Below are 19,491 nucleotides of genomic sequence, written 5' to 3'. Positions count from 1 at the left end.
TAATCAGGGGTCATTGCTGTGGCAAACGCAAACAAACTCACGCTCTTCATCGTCGTTTTTATGCTGATGGGGATCCTCTCCGGCGCGGCTATCCATGCCTACGCGACGCCAACCACCGTCTCCGCCTGGGCGGACAATATTACGCTGCTCACCGATCTGTTTCTGCGGTTAATCAAAATGGTCATCGCGCCGTTGGTGTTCAGCACCCTGACGGTCGGCATTATGCGCCTCGGCGAGACAGCGACCATCGGCCGGGTAGGCGGCAAGGCGATGGTCTGGTTCATCACCTCCTCGGTATTATCCATTCTCGTCGGGCTGGTGATCGTCACCTTCCAGCACCCGGGCGCCGGGTTAAACCTGGCGGTGCCGAGAGAGGCGGTGGATACCGGCCTGGCGGTCAGCGGCATGAGCCTGAAAGGGTTCCTGTCGCACACCATCCCCACCAGCATCACCGAGGCGATGGCCAACAACGAGATCCTGCAGATCGTGGTGTTCTCGATGTTCTTCGGCATCGCCGGCGCGTCGCTGGGGGAGAAGTTTAATGCTCCGCTGGTGGCGGCCCTTAACGTGGTGTCGCACATTATGCTGAAGGTGACGGGCTATGTGATGTACGTTGCGCCGCTGGCCATCTTCGCCGCCATCTCGTCGGTGATTGCCTCCCAGGGGCTGGGGATCCTGCTCAACTATGCTTCGTTCATCGGCGGCTACTACCTGGCGGTGCTGTTGACCAGCGCGGTGCTAATTGCCGTCGGCTATATGGTGCTGAAAAAAGAGGTTTTCCGCCTGCTGAACATGCTGAAAGATCCGGTGCTGGTGGCCTTTACCACCAGCAGCTCGGAAGCGGCCTATCCGAAGACCCTTGAGCGACTGGTGAAGTTTGGCTGCTCGCGCAATATCGTCTCGTTCGTCCTGCCGATTGGCTACTCGTTCAACCTCGTTGGCTCGATGGTCTACTGCTCCTTCGCCGCGATGTTTATCGCCCAGGCCTATAACGTGCCGCTGAGCTTTAGCGAGATTACGGTCATGATGCTGACCCTGATGCTGGCCTCGAAAGGTATCGCCGGGGTGCCGCGTTCGGCGCTGGTGGTGCTGGCGGCGACGATCCCCAGCTTCAATATACCGGTCGCCGGGATCCTGCTGCTGATGGGTATCGACCATTTCCTCGACATGGGGCGCTCCGCCATCAACGTGCTGGGTAATGGCATCGCCACCGCGATGCTGTCGAAAAATGAAGGGTTGCTGACCGACGAGGAAGCGCAGCCGGACTGGGAAGTGGAGAAAGCGGAAGCCTGATCCTGCCGCGCCCTTTCACTGAGGGCGCTATTCCACACGGAAAAAAGGACCCCTGACAGGCACGTCAGGGGCAATGTGACGAAGTATCAGTTTTCCTCGTGTAGCGTGTTTTTTATTATATAAAGACGGGCGGTAATGTCTTTATACCGAGGAAGCGTCAGAGTTTAACGTTATGTCCGCCAGCGCTGGATATTTTTTAGCATCCTGCGATTATTTTCGGATTTCCGACAATATAGCCAGGTCAATATCTTATTTTTTTGTGCTGCTGTTTGCCTACCAGCGCTCTCGTAAAAGATTCATAAACTGGAAAAATTCATGATTATTATTCAGGCTGTATTTTTCCATGATCTTATTCTTATGATAGGCGGCGGTGCGGGGACTCACACGCTGCAGGGCGGCGATTTTACTCATATCCAGCCCTTCGAGAATACCGTGCACTACGGCGGTCTGCGATCGCGATAACACGCGATGCGGACAGCTGGCGCAGCTGAGTTCCCGGCCTGCGGCGTCGGTAGCCGTGGGGGTCATACAATGCTGGAGCTCACTTTTAATGATCGTCAGCAATTGCGGAATACTGGCCGTTTTTAGCGAAACAAAAATGACCCCTTTCAGGCAGTTAATCATGAACTCATCTTCCGGCAGCTGGTCATAGCTATGGAGGATAATCAGCGAGCTTCCTCTTTTTCTGTTCTTAATCAGGGTATTACACAGGTATATTTCCCCGGGGATCACTTCGCAGATAATGATATCTTCAGCTGACAGATCGGTGTTACGCCAGGAAAAACGCGCCCGCAGATCGCCCCGGGTGAGGTCATTGACCATGGCTACCAGCGATTCACGGACAAAGGCGTTGTGGGTGTTGATGGTGACATTAATGTTTCTCATGGCGTTATTTCCTTACGCAAAACATAACGCCATGCTGTGACAAATCCTCCGGGCGTATGCGGTGTGTTGAAGATATAAAAGTACCTACAATAATTTTTTATTATTTTAAAGTGAATTATTTACGACGCATCGAACGCTTATCGTTAAAAGTAAATTTCTGCCGCCTCCTGTCTTTCAGATAGGAAATAAAACTGTATACAGAGATGCTGAAGAAAAAAATGCATAGCAATAAAACTAACCACGTTTGCATGGCCATCGTTTTTACCCTGATTGTGTTGCATGGTGTCAGAATTTGCCGCGAACGGCTAATACGTTTTGTTATATGCTTTTCTGTCCCGTGAAAATCTTACGCCATCATCCTGATGTGCTAGCACTATAAGAAAGTTCTTAAGGTCATCGTCAGTCTCATTCCTCTCATTTCTCTCAGAAAATGAGAAAAATTAACACTTACGAGTTTTTTATATCCCGCGCGGCCGCCGACGCGCCCCGTCGTTCAGGAAATAAAGGCCAGTCCCTTACCAAAGATTGCGCGAACGGGCAGGTGGATCCCCTGCTGGCGTGCCTTGTGACGCAGGCGGCTAACCACCACGTCGATCCGGTGCAGGTCAGGCTCGCTTTCATGGGAAAACAGGCAGGCATGGAGATCCAGTTTGCTGCACACTTCGTTGCGATTGCGCATCAGGAGCTCCACCAGGCGATATTCCTGCTGGGTTAATTCCAGCGTCCGGGCGTCGGGTGAAATCAGTTTATCCTCTTGCAGACGCCAGCTGCCGGGGGAGACGGCCGGCGGCGTGCCGATCGCCTGCGCAGGCGGAGCCGCCGGTCGGTCCTGGCGCAGGCGCGCGCCGAGGGCGGTCAGGGTCTCGGCAAGATGGGCGAAGTTTACCGGTTTGATCAGATAGGCATCGGCCCCAAGGCTCAGCGCCTGCAGTTTATCCTGCTGCTGGCCGCGGGCGCTGACCACCACCAGACCGTAGTGCCCCAGCTCATGCAGATAGTTCAGTACGCTGAAGCCATCCTCGCCGGGCAGGCCGATATCAACCAGCACGATATCCACCGGATGGCTGTGCAGTTGCCGCCAGAAGGCTTCGGCGCTACGCGTCCCCCACACCTCGAAGCCGCGATAGCCCAGCCAGGCCAGCAGTTCATCCAGCAGATCGGCGTTATCTTCAATTATCGCCAGCCGTAAAGCCATACGTCGTTCTCCTCTTAAGCAACCGTGGGGAGGGTGAGAATAAAGGTGCAGCCGTCCGGGCCATGCTCGGCCAGCCACAGTTTGCCATCATGAGCCTGCACTATCTGACGCGCAACATACAGTCCGAGACCGGTGCCGCCTGGCACCGGCGATGTGTGCTCGCCGCGGCGGTAGCGCTCAAAGATCAGTTCCGCCTGTCCGGCGGGGAGTCCCGGGCCGTGGTCGCGAATGCGTAGCTCCGTTTGCCCGGCATCGGAATGAATATCGATGGCGATTTCACCGGGGGGCGAATACTTGACGGCGTTATCCAGCAGATTAGCGATGGCGATGCACAGCAGGCCGGCATCGGCCTGCAGCTGCGGGCTTTCCACCGCGCCGTGCTGGCGGATGTTCAGGTAGTGATCATGGGAGATAGCCACCACCGAGGCGGCCATGTTGATTACCGTCAGCAGGGCGGTCTGCTGGCGCTCGACGTGCAGATCGTGGGAGGCGAGCCGGGCGTCGGCAAGGCAGTTATCGGTGAGCTGCACCAGGCGGGTGGCGGCGCGGCCGATGCGATCGAAGCGCGCCTCCTGGCTGGTCGAGGCCGCCGAGAGGCGAAGATTCTCCAGCGCCGCCTGGATCACCGCCAGCGGGGTGCGGAATTCGTGCGCCACCATGCCCATAAACTGCCGCTGGTGGAAGCTGGCTTCACGCTCAATCTGCAGTTCGCGCGCCAGGCGCTGCTTCTGCTCCAGCTGGCGGTTTTCAGCACGCACCCGCAGAATGGCAATGATCAGCACCGTAATGATGTGGACGATCAGCGCGTACTGCCAGAGGGAATAGATCGCCATATGGAACGGGATAATCCCATGGATCGACAACTGCACCAGCACCGCGGCGGCGACATAGAACGGCGGCAGCAGACCCAGCAGCAGGGTGGTACGGTCGATAGCTTTTTTGCGCCACAGCCACCAGGAGGTGAACAGCAGCACCGGGGTGATAATGATGAATACTACCCCTTCAATCTGCATCGCGAAGCCGTAAAACCCGAGCGGAATACTGACCTGCAGCACCAGGTTGAGTATCACGGCGGCGATCAGCAGCTGATGAAGTCGCGGCATATTCTTCTTCAGATCAAAAATCTCGCTGTGCAGCCAGAGGGCGGTGGCATAGCTGAACAGCGAGAGGCTACTGATCATAAAATCCTGGAAGGGCAGCGCGGCGTGGCCGAAGAACCACTCCGGGAAGCCGTGCAGAGCGGCCACCAGCGGATAATTGAGCGAGAAAAGACAGATGCCCCATAGCAGACGCCGGCGCAGGGCTAGCGCCAGCCAAAGCGCCACACCGCTGGCGACAGCGGCCAGGCCGAAGTAGAAGCTCCAGAAAGCGGTGTCAGCGGTGGCCCGCTGCACAAACACCTGCGCAGAGGAGAGCGAGGCCAGCAGGATCAGGGTACTGGTGCTCTGCAGGCGAAAGACCAGCTCATAGCCGGCGTCGGTTGGCGGAGGGGGCAGTATCAGCACCCTTTCCCGATAATGCAGATCGCTTCCGCGGGCGCCGTCGCGATCGCCAAAGATGCGCTGCGTCCACGGGCCATCGCTGCCCAGTGGCCGGTAGTAAATGGTCAGATGGTCGACGAAAGTGGGGCCCAGCTGCAGCCAACGCGGCTCCCCGGCAAACCACGTGCCCGGCAGCTCGCTGCGCAGCCACCAGGTTTTTCGCGAATAACCAAAGGAGGGGATCTGCCGGGTGGTGGCGAGCTGGTCTGTGGGTAGGGCGGCAAAGCGATCGAGGGTCATCTGGCCGCTGTCGTCGGCGTACCACTGGACCGGAATATCAATCCCCACCTGGCGCGTCGCCGCCTGCGCCTGCGGGGCGACCAGCAGCAAGAGTAATCCACAGCTGAGCAGCCAGCCTGCCAGGAGCCGCGGCCGGCAACGCCGGACCGCCGCGAAGATCGCAGACACCCTTTTCAATCACGCCCCCTTGCGGCATGCAAAGATTACTGACCGCAGACGTCTGGCTACGGTATGGATAATACGCCCCCGGAAGCGGGGGAGAGTGGACAGGCCTGTCCGGACGAACAGGCCATTTTGCGTGGGAGACCAGGAATATTCCAGCGTAATCTGCAGCGCCAGGATCAGGACAGACCTGCTGCGCGGCAGCGCCGGGCGAGGGCTAGCGGAAAACCACCTGCGCCCAGCGGGCCAGCCCGGCGGTCACCGAGCCAAAATCATCGCCGCCGGCCAGCGGAATACCCGGCAGCTGAGCGGCCAGCGCCTTTTTGATCAGCGGCGAACGGGCGCTGCCGCCGGTAAGATAGATCACGTCCGGGGTGGTCTGGCTGCTGTCGAGCGCGAGCCGCACCTGTTCCATAATGCGGGTCAGGGGCTGATCCAGCGCGGCTTCCAGACCCTGCTGGGCGATGGCGGTGGCCAGATCGTCCTGAATAAACGGCAGCGCGGTTTCGACGCTGGCGGCGCTGGAGAGGGCGATTTTGCTCTCTTCGGCGCTGCGCACCAGACGATAGCTGAGACGCTGGCGCCAGACCTTCAGCAGCAGAGCCACCTTGTCGGCATCCCGGGCGCTGCGCAGCAGATCGTTCAGCAGGCGGCCGTTGGCGGTGCTGTAGAAATCGCTCTGCGCCGGCACGTCGTTGATCGCCACCGCGTTCCACCACGGGAGGATCGGCAGCGCGGTGCCTTTCTCCGTTTCGCCGCCCATGCCGAGAAGGGGCATCAGGCATTTGAAGGCCAGGGCAATGTCGAGATCGTTACCGCCGATGCGGCAGCCGCTGTGGCCGAGCAGGCTCTGCTGGCGGTCGGCGCGCTCCCGCCACTGCGGGCCCATCAGCAGCAGGGAGCAGTCGGTGGTTCCGCCGCCGATATCGACGACCAGCACCCGCTTTTCTTCACTGAGGGTCGCTTCGAAATCGAGCCCGGCGGCCACCGGTTCAAACTGAAAGACCACATCGCGGAAACCGGCGCGGTGGGCGGCCCGCTCAAGGATCCCCTGCGCCTGGGCGTTCGCCTCATCGCCGCCGAGGCCCTGGAAGTTAATCGGCCGGCCAATCACCGCCTGGTCGATCTGCTCGGGCAGCTGGCTTTCGGCCTGCAGCTTGATATGCAGCATCATGGCGCAGACCAGGTCTTCAAACAGGGCCACCTGCTGCGGCTTCAGCCCGCTGGCGCCGAGGAAGGATTTGGGCGATTTAACGAAGTAGACCTCTTCTGGATCTTCAACATACTGCTGCAGGGAGGCGAGACCGAACTGCACGCTGTTGCGCAGCACCTCGATGTCTTCGTCGCGGTTGGCTGCGATGGCCCGACGCAGCAGCGCCTGGTTTTCGTCGCTGTGGGTGGGGACATCATGATGGCGATAGAGCCACTCGCTGACCGCTTCGCGCGTCGGCGCGCAGAGCATGGAGGGCAACAGGGCGCTGCCGTTTTCCAGCGTTAACAGCTGGGGGGTATTTTCTCGCATCACGGCCACCGAACAGTTGGCGGTGCCGTAGTCAAAACCAATAAACATCGTCTGCAAAATCCCCATGCCGGTGAAGAAGGGGGGCGACTTTAGCGGATCGTCGCCATGCCGACAACCGGAATTTAAAAGCAAGGCGCTGACGGTCAAGGGCGACTATCATTGAAACGCTATATAAAGGAGAGCTTATGGTGCTGTTACCCTGGACCCCGCCCTATGACTGGGCGTGGATGGTTGGTTTTCTGCAGGCGCGCGCGGTCGCCGGCGTCGAGCGTTTTCACGATGGGGGCTACAGCCGCAGCTTTGGCGTGGAAGGCCACCGCGGGCTGATTCATCTGGCGCCGGACGAAGAGGCGCAGGGCCTGCGGGTGACCCTTTCCCCCGGGCTGCAGCCGGTAGCGGAGATCTGCTATGCGCGAATTGGCCAGCTGTTTGATTTAGCCTGCGACCCGCGGCAGGTCGCTCGCACGCTGGGCGATCTGGCGCAGGCGCGGCCGGGGCTGCGCCTGCCGGGGGCGCTGGATGCCTTCGAGCAGGCGGTGCGCGCGGTGCTGGGCCAGCTGGTGAGCGTGGCGATGGCCGCCCGGCTCACCGCCAAAGTGGCGGCTGGCTGGGGCGAACCGCTGGCGGAGGCGCCTGGATATGTCTTGTTCCCGACGCCAAAGGCCCTGTCCCGGGCCGATCCGCAGGCGCTGAAGGCGCTGGGGATGCCGCTGCGACGCGCGGAGGCGCTGATCCACCTCGCCCGGGCGGCGCTCAGCGGCGAGCTGCCCCTGACGGCGCCGGCGGATATTGACGCCGGGCTGCGTCAACTGCAGACCCTGCCCGGAATTGGCCGCTGGACGGCAAACTACTTTGCCCTGCGCGGCTGGCAGGCGAAAGATATCTTTTTGCCGGATGATTACCTGATTAAACAGCGCTTTCCGGGAATGACCCCGGCCGCCATCACCCGCTATGCCCGCCGCTGGCAGCCGATGCGATCCTACGCGCTGTTGCATATCTGGTATACCGATGACTGGGCGCCGGCGGCGGAATAGCCGCCCGGGGCGCATACCACTGGTATCGGGACGCTGAAATCCCTATAATTGCCGCGTTTGGCGGTCCGCCGCCACCCTCCATCTCTATCCAGGTTAATCAGGTCGCAAAAATTTATGACTGATATGTCCCATCAGTGCGTCATTGTAGGCATCGCCGGCGCATCGGCTTCTGGCAAAAGTCTTATCGCCAGTACTCTCTATCGCGAATTGCGTGAACAAGTTGGCGACGAACATATTGGCGTCATTCCGGAAGACAGCTATTACAAAGATCAAAGCCATCTGTCGATGGAAGAGCGCGTCAAAACCAACTATGACCACCCGAGCTCAATGGACCACAGTCTGTTGTTCCAGCATTTGCAGATGCTGAAAAGCGGCCAGCCGATTGAACTGCCGGTCTATAGCTACGTCGAGCATACCCGCACGCCGAACACCATTCACGTCGAGCCGAAGAAGGTGATTATCCTTGAAGGGATCCTGCTGCTGACCGATGCGCGCCTGCGTAACGAGCTCAACTTCTCTATTTTCGTCGACACCCCTCTCGATATTTGCCTGATGCGCCGTATTAAGCGCGACGTTAATGAGCGCGGCCGCTCCATGGACTCGGTGATGGCCCAGTATCAGAAAACCGTGCGCCCGATGTTCCTGCAGTTTATTGAACCGTCGAAGCAGTATGCCGACATCATCGTGCCGCGCGGCGGCAAAAACCGCATCGCTATTGATATTCTGAAGGCCAAAATCAGTCAGTTCTTTGAATAACCTGGCCGAATTGTGTAACGTGCAAAGAGTAGCCCTGTTGCCCTCTCCGCCGCGAAGCGTGCGGGAAGCAGCCTTATAAGGAGAAAGCCCATGCGTCTGTGTGACCGAGATATCGAAGCCTGGTTGGATGAAGGGCGACTCGCCATCAATCCGCGTCCGCCCGTTGAGCGTATTAATGGCGCGACGGTTGATGTACGGCTGGGTAATAAATTCCGCACCTTCCGTGGCCACACGGCGCCGTTTATCGATTTAAGCGGCCCGAAGGCCGAGGTCAGCGCCGCGCTGGACCGGGTGATGAGCGAAGAGATCGTCCTGCCGGAAGGGGAAGCCTTTTTCCTGCATCCGGGCGAACTGGCGCTGGCAGTGACCTACGAGTCTGTCACCCTGCCTGCCGACCTGGTAGGCTGGCTGGACGGACGCTCCTCGCTGGCGCGCCTGGGGCTGATGGTGCACGTTACCGCGCACCGTATCGATCCAGGCTGGTCCGGCTGCATCGTGCTTGAGTTTTACAACTCCGGTAAGCTGCCGCTGGCGCTGCGCCCGGGGATGCCCATCGGCGCGCTGAGCTTTGAACCGTTATCGGGCCCGGCGGCCCGGCCGTATAACCGCCGTGAAGACGCCAAATATCGCGACCAGCAGGGCGCGGTGGCCAGCCGAATCGACAAGGATTGATAACGTCAACGGGGTGTTGCTGAGGGTGCCATGAGACGAATACTGACAACGCTGATGATCCTGCTGGCGGTCATTGTCGCCGGGCTTACCTCGTTGGTATTGCTGGTCAATCCCAACGATTTTCGCGCCTATATGGTGCATGAGGTGGCAGAGCGCAGCGGTTATCAGCTTGACCTTGATGGCCCGCTGCGCTGGCACGTCTGGCCGCAGCTCAGCATTCTCAGCGGACGGATGACGCTGACCGCCCGAGGCGCCGAAGAGCCGGTGATCCGCGCCGACAATATGCGCCTCGACGTGGCGCTGCTGCCGCTGCTCTCGCATCAGCTGCAGGTGAAGCAGGTGATGCTCAAGGGCGCGGTGATCCAGCTGACTCCGAAAACCGAGGCGGTTCGCGACAGCTCAGCGCCGGTGGTGCCGCATGACAACACCCTGCCGCTGGCCCCGGAGGATCGCGGATGGTCCTACGATGTGCGTCAGCTGCAGGTGGCCGACAGCGTGCTCTTCTTCCAGCATGAGAACGGCGAGCAGGTGACCGTGCGCGATATCCGTCTGCAGATGGAGCAGGATGAGAATCACCGGGCCACCGTGGATTTCTCCGGCCGGGTGAACCGCGACCAGCGCGACCTGGCGCTGAACTTCTCCGCCACCGTGCAGGGCGGCGATTATCCGCACTCCTTAAAAGCCGACTTTACCCAGCTTAGCTGGCAGCTGCGCGGCGCCGAGCTCCCACCGGACGGCATTAATGGTCAGGGGAGTCTGCAGGCCAGCTGGCAGGAAGATGACAAAACCCTGCGTTTTGACAACCTGAATCTGATGGCTAACCGCAGCACCGTTACCGGCAGCGGCAGCGTGGTGCTGGGAGACCGCCCGGACTGGTCGCTGGATCTGCACGCCACCACTCTCGATTTCGATAGTCTGCTGGCGCAAAGGTCGCCGGCGACGGACAGTAGCGCCAGTCAGCAGGGCCAGAGTCAGACGCGACCGCTGCGCCCGGTGATCGCCGACAGCGATGAGCGCGAAGATTACCAGAGCCTGCGCGGCTTCAACGGCCGAATGGCCCTGAGCGCCGACCAGCTGCAGTGGCGCGGTCTGAACTTCACCCAGGTGCAGAGCGAAATCAGCAACCAGCAGGGGCTGCTGACGGTCAGCAAAATGCAGGGCAATCTTGACGGCGGGCAGCTCTCTCTCCCTGGCACCCTTGATGCCCGCGGCGACACGCCGCTGGCGACGTTCCAGCCGGCGCTGCAGAATGTGGAGATCGGTTCGCTGATCAAAGCCTTTAACTATTCCTTAAACCTGACCGGCAAGCTGTCGCTGAGCGGCGAATTTTCCGGAACGCGCATTGACGCCGATGATTTCCGTCGCCACTGGCAGGGACAGGCTCAGCTCCAGATGGCCGATACCCGCACCGAAGGGCTGAACTTCCAGCAGCTGGTGCAGCAGGCCGTGGAGCGCAGCACCAACGTGCGGGCGCAGGAAAATTACGACAATGCCACCCGCCTGGATTCCGTGAGCAGCCGGCTGACGCTGGATAACGGGCTGGTGACGCTGAACCGCCTGCAGGGGCAGTCCGACGTGATGGCGATGACCGGCGAAGGACAGCTCGATCTGCAGAAAGAGAACTGCGATATGCGCTTCAACGTGCGCGTGCTCGGCGGCTGGAAAGGGGAGGGCAAGCTTATCGACCGCCTGAAACAGACCGCTATCCCGCTGCGCATCTACGGCGAGTGGCAGTCGCTGAGCTACAGTCTGCAGGTCGACCAGATCCTGCGCAAACAGCTGCAGGATGAAGCGAAGCAGCGCCTCAACGACTGGGTTGAGCGTAATAAAGGCAGCAAAGACGGCAACGATGCCAAAAAGCTGCTCGATAAGCTGTAATTCCTACCACCGCGGCCCGGAAGTTTCCGGGCTGCGTGCTTATCGTCAACGTTTGATGTAACGATGATGCCGGGTGGCGGCTGCGCCTGACCCGGCCTGGGATGTGCGCAATATCATCCGTTTGCGTCGCCACTTAATGTAGGCCTGATAAGCGAAGCGCCATCAGGCAGTGTGGCAGCTACGCCTGGCCCGGTCTGGATTATACGGTGGGTGTCATACCCCGATTAGTTCGCCATCCCGTAGGCCTGATAAGCGAAGCGCCATCAGGCATTAAACAGGATACCTGGCTATCAATTTTACGGCCCGGGATACCCCGGGCCGTTTTATGCCTGACGATTACACCTCATAATCCAGCTCATCCTGCTTTACCGGCGGGACGATCTGCACCTTCTGCACCCGATGGCTGTCGACCTGCAGCGTGCGCAGGGTATAACCGTCAATCTCAATGGTCTCCCCCACCTGCGGCACATGCTGCAAATACTCCATCAACAGACCGGCAACGGTGTGATACTCACGTTTATCATCCAGCGGCAGCGGAACGTACTGCACCAGGTCCTCCAGCGGCATATGGCCATTGACCGTCCATGAACCGTCCTGATGATGCTGAATATCGTGCCGGGCATCGATCTCCTCCACCTCATTGGGCAGATTACCGGCGATGGTCTCCATCACGTCGCTGAGGGTCACAATCCCCTCGACGGAACCAAACTCATCGACCACAAAGGCAAAATGGGTGCGGGCCTGGCGGAACTGCTCGAGCGCCGAGAGGAGCGGCAGCCCCTCCGGAAAGACGAGCGGTTGACGCACCAGCGCCTGCAGATCCAGCGGCTCCTGACGCAGGGACTGCTGGAGCAGGTCAATAACATGCACCACCCCCAGCAGATCTTCATTATCCTTCCCGCCGGTGACCACCAGCCGGGTATGCTGATTTTTCTCCACCAGGCTGCGGATCTCTTCCTCCGGCGCGCTGAGGTTGATGCGCTCAATATCATGGCGCGACGTCATAATACTGCTGACGCTGCGCTGATTAAGGTTCAGCACCCGCTCAATCATTAGTCGTTCCTGCGGATTAAACAGTGGATGTTGATCCTGATCGGCGACCAGCGACGCCGTGTCAGCATCCAGTTCAGCTTTTTCTTTCTGCCCGCTCAGCAAATTCATCACCGCTTCGGTAGTGCGCTGACGCAGCGTCATATTGGCGGAGAGGAAGCGACGGCGGTTAAACTGCGCCAACTGGTTAAGCGCTTCAATCATGACCGAGAAGCCAATGGCCGCATATAAATAGCCTTTCGGAATGATAAAGCTGAAGCCTTCAGCAATCAGGCTGAAGCCGATCATCAGCAGGAAGCTCAGACAGAGGATCACGATGGTCGGGTGGCTGTTAACGAAGCGCGTCAGCGCCTTGCTGGCCATCAGCATCAGGCTGATGGCGATAACCACGGCGGCCATCATCACCGCCAGGTGATCAACCATGCCGACGGCGGTGATCACCGAGTCGAGTGAGAAGATGGCGTCGAGCACCACGATCTGCGCCACGACGGCCCAGAATTTCGCCCCTTTGCGCTGGGTGGGGTTATCGCTGTCTTTCCCCTCCAGCCGCTCATTAAGCTCGACGGTCGCTTTAAACAGCAGAAACAGGCCGCCAAACAGCATAATTAAATCGCGAGCGCTAAAGCTGAAGTCGTGAAAAACAATCAGCGGTTTGGTCAGGGTGACCAGCCAGGAGATAGAGGCCAGCAGCAGAAGACGCATGACCATCGCCAGCATCAGGCCAGTGATCCGCGCGCGGTCGCGCTGGGCGGGAGGGAGCTTCTCGGCGAGGATAGCGATAAAGACCAGGTTATCGATACCCAACACCAGTTCGATAACCACCAGCGTGACGAGACCTGCCCAGATTGACGGATCGGCAATCCATTCCATATGTATTAAAACCTGTACGACTGCGGTATGTGTTACCACGATCATCGATAAGATGAGTCTAAAATGCAATAACGACGCGGATATCGCCCTGCCGTGGGTGGATATATTTCCAGCGGATTAAGCGAACCGATAAGAATTATGTTCCGGAAAAGAACAGTGAAAAAATAACACCATGGCGGCGACCATGGAATAAGCTTGCCGATATCAGAACTTTTTCCGCTGCGTTTCAGCGAGGGCGGCAAAAGGGCTTCCTCCCGCGGTTCGTCACGGCGAGCGCGGATGCGCAGAGCAGAAGCGAAGCGCGAAGCCCGCTCACAAAACCGGCATAATTCATATTATGAAGTGAGTGCAGAATAGGGCGGATCGCAGTTCACCGTCGCGGATTCAGGCTAATATGTCGTCATATCCGGCTGTTTATGCTGAAATATATTGCCTGGCGAAATTTATTATCTCTATCTATTCTTTCCAGGCATACGCGCGGCGCGGCGGGGCCGGCGGCCAACAGACCCCGATAGACGGGCCTCTCAGCCACATCGCGCGGCGCAAAGGAACGAGCCGCTGAATAACCTGAACGAAAATAAGATTATTCTCACTTCTGACTGTTGGTAAAAGGGAGTTGTGTGTATTCTTTTACGTGACAGTGAATTTAAGAATTTGGCGGGCAGATGCCCGGGCAGTATCCGTGTATTATCAGTTCCAATGGATTTGTGACATGTACAATTTTGCAAAACCGCGTGTTTTGCAACCAAACAGGTGAAGATGAATATGGCGAATTTGAAAGCGGTTATTCCGGTCGCAGGACTAGGCATGCATATGCTGCCGGCCACAAAGGCAATTCCAAAGGAGATGCTGCCGATCGTTGATAAGCCAATGATTCAGTACATCGTTGACGAAATCGTCGCCGCCGGGATCAAAGAGATTGTTCTGGTGACGCACTCCTCGAAGAACGCGGTGGAAAACCACTTCGACACATCCTACGAGCTGGAAGCCCTGCTGGAACAGCGCGTGAAGCGCCAGCTGCTGGCGGAAGTGCAGGCCATTTGCCCGCCGGGCGTGACCATCATGAACGTGCGTCAGGCGCAGCCGCTGGGCCTGGGCCACTCCATCCTCTGCGCCCGCCCGGTAGTCGGCGACAACCCGTTTGTGGTGGTCCTGCCGGATATCATCCTTGACGGCGGCACCGCTGACCCGCTGCGCTATAACCTCGCCGCTATGATCGCCCGCTTTAACGAGACCGGCCGCAGCCAGGTGCTGGCGAAACGCATGCCGGGCGATCTTTCCGAATACTCCGTCATCCAGACCAAAGAGCCGATGGTGGCTGAAGGCCAGGTGGCGCGTATCGTCGAGTTTATTGAAAAACCGGACGAGCCGCAGACTCTGGACTCCGATCTGATGGCGGTGGGGCGCTACGTGCTGTCGGCGGATATCTGGGCCGAACTGGAACGTACCGAGCCGGGCGCATGGGGCCGTATCCAGCTGACTGACGCCATTGCCGAACTGGCGAAGAAGCCGTCCGTCGACGCGATGCTGATGACCGGCGAAAGCTACGACTGCGGGAAGAAAATGGGCTACATGCAGGCCTTCGTCACCTACGGCATGCGTAACCTGAAAGAAGGCACCAAATTCCGCGAAAGTATTAAAAAAAATGCTGGCCTGACAGCTGGCGTAAAGATGAGCGGCAGGGCAGAGCCTTTCGGCACGCCGCTCATAACGTTATGCAGAAATTATTCATAACGTGAATGTTATAACGATTGTAAAGAAACGTATGGCTTCGGAGACTTCTGGTAGTTTGTCTCGGGCCTCTGTGGTGCAATGGTCGGAGTAGCGGCAATAATGCTTTATGAATAGTCACTTAGTGCGACAATTCCTAAAGCGCAGGGAAAGCGGTCAACGTCAGCCAAAAATAAAACTTGACTGCGATCATGTTTCCGCTTTAAACATCTCACTTGCATGCATAAAAATGTGAAATGAATTGGCATGCGAGCTGGTACAGACATTACGGATAATCCCTGAGTACGGCAGTGGACATCATCGAAGGATCACAGGTATATGAACTGGCAACTCATCTCATTTTTTGGCGATAGCACCGTTTTGCTGCCCAGCGCAGCGGCGCTGTTTATTGTCCTGATGCTGCGTAAAACGTCGCGGTTGCTGGCGTGGCAGTGGAGTTTGCTGTTCGGCATCACCGGCGCTATCGTCTGCGCCTCTAAACTGGCCTTTATGGGCTGGGGGCTGGGCATTCGTGAGCTGGATTACACCGGCTTCAGCGGCCATTCCGCGCTCTCCGCGGCCTTCTGGCCTATCTTCCTGTGGCTGCTCAGCGCCCGTTTCTCCGTCGGTCTGCGTAAAGCGGCCGTTATTACCGGCTATGTTCTGGCCGCCGTGGTGGGCTATTCGCGGCTGGTCATCCATGCGCATTCCGTCTCGGAAGTGATTGCCGGCCTGCTGCTGGGCGCTGCTGGCAGCGCTTTGTTCCTGGTGTTGCAAAAACGTACCTCTGATCCGGAGAACGTGAATATCTCATGGGGCGGTGTCGCATGCCTGGTGATGGTTCCACTTATCCTTTTACATAGCGGTAGCAAAGCGCCGACTCAGTCCCTGCTGGGACAAATCGCCACCGCGGTGGGGCCGCTGGATAAACCCTTTACGCGTACCGATCTGCACAAGCAGGCCTGGTAATCGCCATTTGTTTTACAGGGGAAATTAAGTTTTCGCCGGTTAATTAAACAAATAAGAAAATAATCTACTATATATCCGGTAATTGATAATTCATATTTATGAAATAATGAAGTGCTACTACATTGTTATTGAATATTTGCCTGGATATAGCTTTGATCAGACGTTTCTTAAATGCGCTGAGACGTTACCTGATGCACATTCAATGAATATCCAGACACAGGAAACTATTAGGGAAAGTGCGAATAAGCAGGTCATTTCTTCCCAAGCTGACTCGTTGATTAAAATTTCGCGGATCTGGGCCGATTTTTTTCCCGCAAACACATCGAATCAGCCTATTTAGGCTATTTTTTCCACCATTTCTGGCGTTATTTCCGGTTTTTACTGAGATCTCTCCCACTGACGTATCATTTGGTCCACCCGAAACAGGTTGGCCAGGGTGAATAACATCGCCAGTTGGTTATCGTTTTTCAGCAGCCCCTTGTATCTGGCTTTCACGAAGCCGAACTGCCGCTTGATGATGCGAAACGGGTGCTCCACCCTGGCACGGATGCTGGCTTTCATGTATTCGATGTTGATGGCCGTTTTGTTCTTGCGCGGATGCTGCTTCAAGGTTTTTACCTTGCCGGGACGCTCGGCGATCAGCCAGTCCACATCCACCTCGGCCAGCTCCTCGCGCTGTGGCGCTCCTTGGTAGCCGGCATCGGCTGAGACAAATTGCTCCTCTCCATGCAGCAGATTACCCAGCTGATTGAGGTCATGCTCGTTGGCCGCGGTGGTGACCAGGCTGTGGGTCAGGCCACTCTTGGCATCGACACCAATGTGGGCCTTCATGCCAAAGTGCCACTGATTGCCTTTCTTGGTCTGATGCATCTCCGGATCGCGTTGCTGCTCTTTGTTCTTGGTAGAGCTGGGTGCCTCAATGATGGTGGCATCCACCAAAGTGCCTTGGGTCATCATGACGCCTGCTTCGGCCAGCCAGCGATTGATGGTCTTGAACAATTGACGGGCCAGTTGATGCTGCTCGAGCAGGTGGCGGAAATTCATGATGGTGGTGCGATCCGGCAGGGCGCTATCCAGGGATAATCGGGCAAACAGGCGCATGGAGGCGATTTCGTACAGGGCATCTTCCATGGCACCGTCGCTCAGGTTGTACCAATGCTGCATGCAGTGAATACGCAGCATGGTCTCCAGCGGATAGGGCCGTCGGCCATTGCCCGCCTTGGGATAAAACGGCTCGATGACAGCGGTCATATTCTGCCATGGCAGAATCTGCTCCATGCGGGAGAGGAAAATCTCTTTTCGGGTCTGACGGCGCTTAGTGCTGAATTCACTATCGGCGAAGGTGAGTTGATGGCTCATGATGTCCCTCTGGGATGCGCTCCGGATGAATATGATGATCTCATATCAGGAACTTGTTCGCACCTTCCTTAGAAATTGTAGTTGACTATAACGCCATCATCTGATTTTTGCATGATGATGAGCTATGTAAAAAGACGTTTTTTTACAGTCAGTTAGCTGCATGTGTGATGCTGTAGCAGTACCGGGAAGATCTCTAACCCTGGAAATCAGTGAATAATCTTAATTGGTGACCCGCTTATTTTTTGTCAGTAGAACGACAGGCGGCATTAATTGGCAGATATTCGGTAACAACACTCCCAATTGTGACCGAAATCCCGTAAACTTAACGCCGCCAAAAATAATGGCCTGACCAATTATTCATCCACAGGTCGATAAAAATTAAGTCGTTCAGGTAGTCAGTGCGCTGGTAGCTGTTAAGCCAGGGGCGGTAGCGTCGCTGAAGCCGCTTGCTGCTGCACAGAGGTTCTCTTCAACGGCTGTAAATATCGACTCGGTCAGGATGATCATCATCAATAGATATCTAACAATTTTCTACGGATATCCTCAGAAGTTGGCCAGGAGCGGCTGCTGATATCGCCTGGACATTAACTTTCCTGTCTCATCCATAGCCTGTAGGGTAAAATTCGCCTACATTGTGAGCTGAGTGGATGTTATAAGGCTAACAAGCAGCTTAGGGTAAATGTACTTGCCTCGCCGGTGTTGCACAGCGAAGTCAGCTGGTGCCGCGAGCGCTTTCTATCTTGGTATTCCCCTCATTCTCATTGAGAAACGACAGCGGGGCTGAAAATGGATCTTGTACAATGATAAAAATTGCGCGCATTGCCGTGACGTTGGGTTTGCTTTCCTCACTGGGAGCCCAGGCTTACGCGGCCGGGTTAGTGGTAAATGACAACGACTTACGTAACGACCTGGCCTGGCTTTCCGATCGCGGGGTCATCCATCTGAGCCTGTCGACCTGGCCGCTGAGCCAGGAAGAGATTGCTCGGGCGCTAAAGAAGGCCAAGCCGTCTTATTCTTCTGAGCAAGTGGTGCTGGCCCGTATCAACCAGCGACTGTCTGCTTTAAAAGCCGATTTCAGGGTCACCGGCTACACCTCAACCGACCAGCCTGGCACCCCGCAGGGGTTTGGCCAGACGCAGCCGGCGGATAATTCTCTGGGCCTGGCATTCAACAACAGCGGTGAGTGGTGGGATGTCCACCTGCAGGGCAACGTCGAAGGAGGGGAGCGGATTAGCAACGGCTCGCGCTTCAACGCCAACGGCGCATACGGTGCGGTGAAGTTCTGGAACCAGTGGCTCTCTTTTGGTCAGGTTCCGCAGTGGTGGGGACCTGGCTATGAAGGTAGCCTGATCCGCGGGGATGCCATGCGGCCGATGACCGGTTTCCTGATGCAGCGCGCAGAGCAGGCAGCGCCAGAGACCTGGTGGTTGCGCTGGGTCGGCCCATGGCAGTACCAGATCTCCGCCAGCCAGATGAATCAATATACCGCGGTACCCCATGCCAAAATTATCGGCGGTCGTTTTACCTTTTCACCATTCCAGTCTTTAGAATTAGGCGCGTCACGCATTATGCAGTGGGGTGGGGAAGGGCGGCCTGAGTCATTTAGCAGCTTCTGGGATGGCTTCACTGGCCATGATAATACCGGGACGGATAACGAACCGGGTAACCAGCTGGCCGGATTTGACTTTAAATTCAAACTCGAGCCGACTCTAGGGTGGCCGGTGAGTTTCTATGGGCAAATGGTCGGCGAGGATGAGTCTGGCTACCTGCCTTCCGCGAATATGTTCCTTGGTGGAGTGGAAGGGCACCACGGTTGGGGTAAAGATGCGGTTAACTGGTATGTGGAAGCGCATGACACGCGTACCAACATGAGCCGAACCAATTACAGCTATACCCACCACATCTATAAAGATGGTTATTACCAACAAGGGTATCCACTGGGGGATGCGATGGGTGGGGATGGTCAACTCATTGCCGGGAAGGTTGAGCTGATTACCGAAGATAACCAGCGTTGGAGTACACGCCTCGTTTACGCCAAAGTTAACCCTGAGAACCAGTCGATCAATAAAGCATTCCCCCATGCCGATACTTTGAAAGGTGTACAGCTAGGCTGGAGCGGCGATGTGTATCAGTCTGTTCGTCTGAATACCTCTTTGTGGTACACAAACGCGAACAACAGCGACAGCGATGACGTTGGGGCAAGCGCAGGGATAGAAATACCGTTTAGTTTATAAGGCTGAATGCTGAAAACAGGGGAGAGAGGGTGGTAGCGCTGCAGGACGCAGTCAGTTTTTATCTCTCCATAGGCCGGCAGGGAAGCAACGGCTATGACAGCTGCTCAGGAATTGGCAAATT

16 protein-coding genes are annotated in these 19,491 nt (G+C 57.2%); 8 read left to right on the top strand and 8 right to left on the bottom strand.

Translation table 11 applies throughout. The annotated features are described in order from the left end of the window. Window positions 1-60: 60 nt before the first annotated feature. On the top strand, window positions 61-1,293 hold the full coding sequence (locus KPHS_35850) for a glutamate-aspartate symport protein (RefSeq protein YP_005227885.1): 1,233 nt from the start codon (window positions 61-63) through the stop codon (window positions 1,291-1,293). Between the two features lie 273 nt (window positions 1,294-1,566). Here the strand turns inward: KPHS_35850 and KPHS_35840 are convergent, their stop codons facing one another. The 5 genes from KPHS_35840 to KPHS_35800 form a co-directional block, all read right to left on the bottom strand. After that, window positions 1,567-2,178 carry a putative positive transcription regulator gene (locus KPHS_35840; protein YP_005227884.1) on the bottom strand — a complete coding sequence of 204 codons (612 nt, stop codon included), beginning with the start codon at window positions 2,176-2,178 and terminating at the stop codon, window positions 1,567-1,569. 115 nt (window positions 2,179-2,293) lie between these two features. Further along, window positions 2,294-2,434 (bottom strand): small membrane protein, encoded by a 141-nt coding sequence (locus tag KPHS_35830; RefSeq protein YP_005227883.1) that lies wholly within the window; start codon window positions 2,432-2,434, stop codon window positions 2,294-2,296. A 237-nt stretch (window positions 2,435-2,671) separates the two neighbouring features. Then, a complete protein-coding gene (locus KPHS_35820; RefSeq protein ID YP_005227882.1) occupies window positions 2,672-3,373 on the bottom strand; it encodes a putative response regulator receiver in 702 nt (233 codons plus the stop codon). A 14-nt stretch (window positions 3,374-3,387) separates the two neighbouring features. Continuing rightward, a complete protein-coding gene (locus KPHS_35810; protein ID YP_005227881.1) occupies window positions 3,388-5,244 on the bottom strand; it encodes a putative signal transduction histidine kinase in 1,857 nt (618 codons plus the stop codon). A gap of 289 nt (window positions 5,245-5,533) precedes the next feature. Beyond that, entirely contained in the window at window positions 5,534-6,985 is a 1,452-nt protein-coding gene (locus KPHS_35800; RefSeq protein ID YP_005227880.1) for a putative chaperone, read from the bottom strand. 38 nt (window positions 6,986-7,023) lie between these two features. Between KPHS_35800 and KPHS_35790 the strand changes: the two genes are divergently transcribed. The 4 genes from KPHS_35790 to KPHS_35760 all read left to right on the top strand — a co-directional run bounded on the left by KPHS_35790 (window position 7,024) and on the right by KPHS_35760 (window position 11,178). Beyond that, a complete protein-coding gene (locus KPHS_35790) occupies window positions 7,024-7,872 on the top strand; it encodes a 3-methyladenine DNA glycosylase (RefSeq protein ID YP_005227879.1) in 849 nt (282 codons plus the stop codon). Window positions 7,873-7,986: 114 nt separating this feature from the next. Next, window positions 7,987-8,628 carry a uridine kinase gene (locus tag KPHS_35780; protein YP_005227878.1) on the top strand — a complete coding sequence of 214 codons (642 nt, stop codon included), beginning with the start codon at window positions 7,987-7,989 and terminating at the stop codon, window positions 8,626-8,628. Window positions 8,629-8,718: 90 nt separating this feature from the next. Continuing rightward, on the top strand, window positions 8,719-9,300 hold the full coding sequence (locus tag KPHS_35770) for a deoxycytidine triphosphate deaminase (protein YP_005227877.1): 582 nt from the start codon (window positions 8,719-8,721) through the stop codon (window positions 9,298-9,300). A gap of 54 nt (window positions 9,301-9,354) precedes the next feature. Beyond that, window positions 9,355-11,178, top strand: a complete 1,824-nt coding sequence (locus KPHS_35760) for a putative assembly protein (RefSeq protein YP_005227876.1) — start codon at window positions 9,355-9,357, stop codon at window positions 11,176-11,178. Window positions 11,179-11,514: 336 nt separating this feature from the next. Here the strand turns inward: KPHS_35760 and KPHS_35750 are convergent, their stop codons facing one another. Further along, complete coding sequence (locus KPHS_35750) at window positions 11,515-13,098, bottom strand: putative transmembrane protein (RefSeq protein YP_005227875.1); 1,584 nt, start codon at window positions 13,096-13,098, stop codon at window positions 11,515-11,517. 759 nt (window positions 13,099-13,857) lie between these two features. Between KPHS_35750 and KPHS_35740 the strand changes: the two genes are divergently transcribed. Further along, on the top strand, window positions 13,858-14,832 hold the full coding sequence (locus KPHS_35740; protein YP_005227874.1) for a UDP-glucose pyrophosphorylase: 975 nt from the start codon (window positions 13,858-13,860) through the stop codon (window positions 14,830-14,832). A 315-nt stretch (window positions 14,833-15,147) separates the two neighbouring features. Further along, window positions 15,148-15,777 carry an acid phosphatase-like protein gene (locus KPHS_35730; RefSeq protein YP_005227873.1) on the top strand — a complete coding sequence of 210 codons (630 nt, stop codon included), beginning with the start codon at window positions 15,148-15,150 and terminating at the stop codon, window positions 15,775-15,777. A gap of 378 nt (window positions 15,778-16,155) precedes the next feature. Here the strand turns inward: KPHS_35730 and KPHS_35720 are convergent, their stop codons facing one another. Together KPHS_35720 and KPHS_35710 are read right to left on the bottom strand one after the other, a co-directional pair. Beyond that, entirely contained in the window at window positions 16,156-17,136 is a 981-nt protein-coding gene (locus KPHS_35720; RefSeq protein YP_005227872.1) for a putative transposase, read from the bottom strand. 387 nt (window positions 17,137-17,523) lie between these two features. Next, complete coding sequence (locus tag KPHS_35710; RefSeq protein ID YP_005227871.1) at window positions 17,524-17,646, bottom strand: hypothetical protein; 123 nt, start codon at window positions 17,644-17,646, stop codon at window positions 17,524-17,526. A 290-nt stretch (window positions 17,647-17,936) separates the two neighbouring features. Here KPHS_35710 and KPHS_35700 point away from each other — a divergent pair, with 290 nt between their 5' ends. Then, window positions 17,937-19,370, top strand: coding sequence for a capsule assembly Wzi family protein (locus KPHS_35700; protein YP_005227870.1), 1,434 nt, complete (start codon window positions 17,937-17,939; stop codon window positions 19,368-19,370). The last annotated feature ends 121 nt before the right edge of the window (window positions 19,371-19,491 follow it).

Origin of the sequence: Klebsiella pneumoniae subsp. pneumoniae HS11286, from assembly GCF_000240185.1 — a bacterium.
Taxonomy (GTDB): Bacteria; Pseudomonadota; Gammaproteobacteria; order Enterobacterales; family Enterobacteriaceae; genus Klebsiella; species Klebsiella pneumoniae.
The sequence above is the reverse complement of the archived record's forward strand: the minus strand, read 5'-3'. Positions and strand labels throughout refer to the sequence as shown.

Bases quoted from the DNA above. Each gene is read 5' to 3' on its own strand.
- KPHS_35850 (YP_005227885.1), top strand. From the start codon at position 61: ATGCTGATGGGGATCCTCTCCGGCGCGGCTATCCATGCCTACGCGACG.
- KPHS_35840 (YP_005227884.1), bottom strand. From the start codon at position 2,178: ATGAGAAACATTAATGTCACCATCAACACCCACAACGCCTTTGTCCGT.
- KPHS_35830 (YP_005227883.1), bottom strand. From the start codon at position 2,434: ATGGCCATGCAAACGTGGTTAGTTTTATTGCTATGCATTTTTTTCTTC.
- KPHS_35820 (YP_005227882.1), bottom strand. From the start codon at position 3,373: ATGGCTTTACGGCTGGCGATAATTGAAGATAACGCCGATCTGCTGGAT.
- KPHS_35790 (YP_005227879.1), top strand. From the start codon at position 7,024: ATGGTGCTGTTACCCTGGACCCCGCCCTATGACTGGGCGTGGATGGTT.
- KPHS_35780 (YP_005227878.1), top strand. From the start codon at position 7,987: ATGACTGATATGTCCCATCAGTGCGTCATTGTAGGCATCGCCGGCGCA.
- KPHS_35770 (YP_005227877.1), top strand. From the start codon at position 8,719: ATGCGTCTGTGTGACCGAGATATCGAAGCCTGGTTGGATGAAGGGCGA.
- KPHS_35760 (YP_005227876.1), top strand. From the start codon at position 9,355: ATGATCCTGCTGGCGGTCATTGTCGCCGGGCTTACCTCGTTGGTATTG.
- KPHS_35750 (YP_005227875.1), bottom strand. From the start codon at position 13,098: ATGGAATGGATTGCCGATCCGTCAATCTGGGCAGGTCTCGTCACGCTG.
- KPHS_35740 (YP_005227874.1), top strand. From the start codon at position 13,858: ATGAATATGGCGAATTTGAAAGCGGTTATTCCGGTCGCAGGACTAGGC.
- KPHS_35730 (YP_005227873.1), top strand. From the start codon at position 15,148: ATGAACTGGCAACTCATCTCATTTTTTGGCGATAGCACCGTTTTGCTG.
- KPHS_35720 (YP_005227872.1), bottom strand. From the start codon at position 17,136: ATGAGCCATCAACTCACCTTCGCCGATAGTGAATTCAGCACTAAGCGC.
- KPHS_35710 (YP_005227871.1), bottom strand. From the start codon at position 17,646: ATGATGATCATCCTGACCGAGTCGATATTTACAGCCGTTGAAGAGAAC.
- KPHS_35700 (YP_005227870.1), top strand. From the start codon at position 17,937: ATGATAAAAATTGCGCGCATTGCCGTGACGTTGGGTTTGCTTTCCTCA.